The sequence below is a fragment of the Psychrobacter sp. genome (assembly GCF_018260395.1).
In the GTDB taxonomy this organism is placed as follows: Bacteria; Pseudomonadota; Gammaproteobacteria; order Pseudomonadales; family Moraxellaceae; genus Psychrobacter.
The window spans coordinates 1-2,578 of the sequence record NZ_JAGLBC010000210.1 but is presented as its reverse complement, the minus strand read 5'-3'; the positions used below and the strand labels follow the sequence as shown (position 1 = coordinate 2,578).

1 protein-coding gene is annotated in these 2,578 nt (G+C 37.9%); it reads right to left on the bottom strand.

What is annotated here, in order from left to right; translation table 11 throughout:
• Positions 1-125: 125 nt before the first annotated feature.
• Positions 126-2,330 carry a malate synthase G gene (locus tag QZ265_RS10505; protein ID WP_296405962.1) on the bottom strand — a complete coding sequence of 735 codons (2,205 nt, stop codon included), beginning with the start codon at positions 2,328-2,330 and terminating at the stop codon, positions 126-128.
• Positions 2,331-2,578 lie beyond the last annotated feature (248 nt).

Here is a 2,578-nt window from a genome sequence, read left to right as displayed (position 1 = left end):
TGGTTTTCAGATAAATCTATAGCTATAAAAAAACCCTAAGGCATATCAACATATACCAAAGGGCTTAAAATACACATGGAGTAAAACTAATTACAAAGTCTGGCTATTATATTACTTACAACCTGTTAGGCATTTGCTTTAAGTTTTAAACGAGCAGCATGTAACAATGGCTCAGTATAACCACTAGGCTGTTCACGACCTTTAAATACTAGATCACAAGCGGCCTTAAAGGCTATAGAATTATCAAAGTTATCAGCCATAGGCATATAGTTTGAATCGCCTATATTCTGCTCATCTACCACTTTCGCCATACGTTTCATAGACTCCATAACTTGCTCTTCAGTGACAACGCCATGGTGTAACCAGTTAGCAATATGTTGACTTGAGATACGTAGTGTCGCACGATCCTCCATTAGACCAACGTTATTGATATCAGGCACTTTTGAACAACCCACGCCTTGATCTACCCAACGGACTACGTAACCTAAGATACCTTGAGCATTATTGTCTAACTCTTGACGCTTCTCCTCTTCACTCCAGTTAGTATCTTTGGCTAATGGGATGGTTAAGATATCATCCAAGCTTGCACGCTCACGACCTTTGAAGCTTTCTTGAATTTGTTGCACATTATTCTGATGATAATGAATACTATGTAACGTAGCACCTGTTGGTGAAGGTACCCAAGCTGTGGTTGCACCTGCTTGAGGATGGTTCATTTTAGTCTCTACCATCTCTTTCATCTCATCAGGTTTCGCCCACATACCTTTACCAATTTGGGCACGACCTATTAAGCCTGTTTCAATACCAATATCTACGTTCCACTGTTCATAAGCTGGCTGCCAAGCTTGTGACTTCATATCACCTTTACGTACGAATGGACCTGCATTCATACTGGTATGAATTTCATCACCAGTACGGTCTAAGAAACCCGTATTGATAAAGATAACACGCTCTTTTGCCTGACGAATACTTTCTTTTAGGTTGATAGTTGTGCGACGCTCTTCATCCATAACACCCATTTTTAGAGTATTGCGTGGAAGGTTCAAAGCATCTTCTACTGCTGCAAATAAGTCATTGGCAAATTTAACTTCTTCAGGACCATGCATTTTCGGTTTAACGATATACATAGAACCTTCGCGAGAGTTCGAACGGTCATTATTACCTTTAATATCATTGATAGTTAATAATGGCGTTACTAATGCATCTAAAATACCCTCAAATATCTCTTCTTGACCATTGCCTAAGTCTATCAATACCGCAGGGTTTTGCATTAAGTGACCCACGTTACGAATTAATAAGACGGCACGACCTGGTAATATCAATTTACCGCCATCTGGTGTGGTGTATTCACGATCTGGATTCAGTCTACGTGTAAGCTCTTTATCACCTTTATAAAAGGTTTCAATTAAGTCGCCATTCATTAAGCCAAACCAATTGCGATAAGCTTCTACTTTCTCCTCAGCATCAACAGCTGCAACTGAGTCTTCACAGTCTTGAATAGCTGTAATAGCTGACTCTAATAAAACATCTTTAATATGAGCAGGATCATCTTTGCCTACTGGATGAGAAGCATCAATTTGAATTTCAACATGCAAGTTGTTATTCTTTAGAAGGATACCCGTTGGATTGCTTTCATCACCAACATACCCTACAAATTGAGCTGTATTGGCTAATGATGTAGTACTATCACCTTGAGCGATATGTAATTGGCCATCCTCAACACTGAAACCTGTCACATTGGTATAGCTACCCTCAGTCAATCCAAAATTTTCATCTAAAAAGGCTTTAGCATAGGCAACTACTTCAGCACCACGTTTTGGATTATAGCTACTGCCTTTGTCTTTACCATCAGCAGTATCTATTACGTCTGTACCGTATAAGGCATCATAGAAGCTACCCCAACGAGCATTAGCTGCGTTCAAAGCATAGCGGGCATTTCGGACAGGTACTACTAGCTGTGGACCTGGTATGCTTGCAATTTCTGGATCAACATTCTGAGTTGAAACTTCAAAATCATCACCTTCTGGCAGTAAATAACCTATTTCAGTTAAGAACTGTTTATATTTTGAGTAATCAATTAAACCGTATTTGGCAGGATTATCTAAATGCCATTGATCAATCTTAGCCTGTAGCTCATCGCGCTTAGCCAATAGCTCTTTGTTGCGGGGTGTAAACTTCTTAACGATATCTTCGAAATTAGACCAGTAAGTCTCTGATTCTACTCCAACACGTGGTAGCACATCATTTTCAATAAAATTATACAATTGGCTATCAATGGCCAAGATACCTTTTTGAACGCGATTATCATTGTTATTCACAGTGTTACTCATACCATATTATCCTTAGTTGATGAATAGATTTAAAAGTGTCTTAAATAATTTATATAAGCCAATATTAAGTTTTTGAGTAGTAGACTATTATTATTAATTTTATAAAAAATTAAGGCTATCTAGATAGATGAAATATACTTAACTGATGCTCGACCAGCCATTTATGACCGTCGTTCTTCATAGTACTATCATTGATAAAAATAAACAAGAAACGCCCATTTTCTAAATAAATGTTTAAACTTTACTGT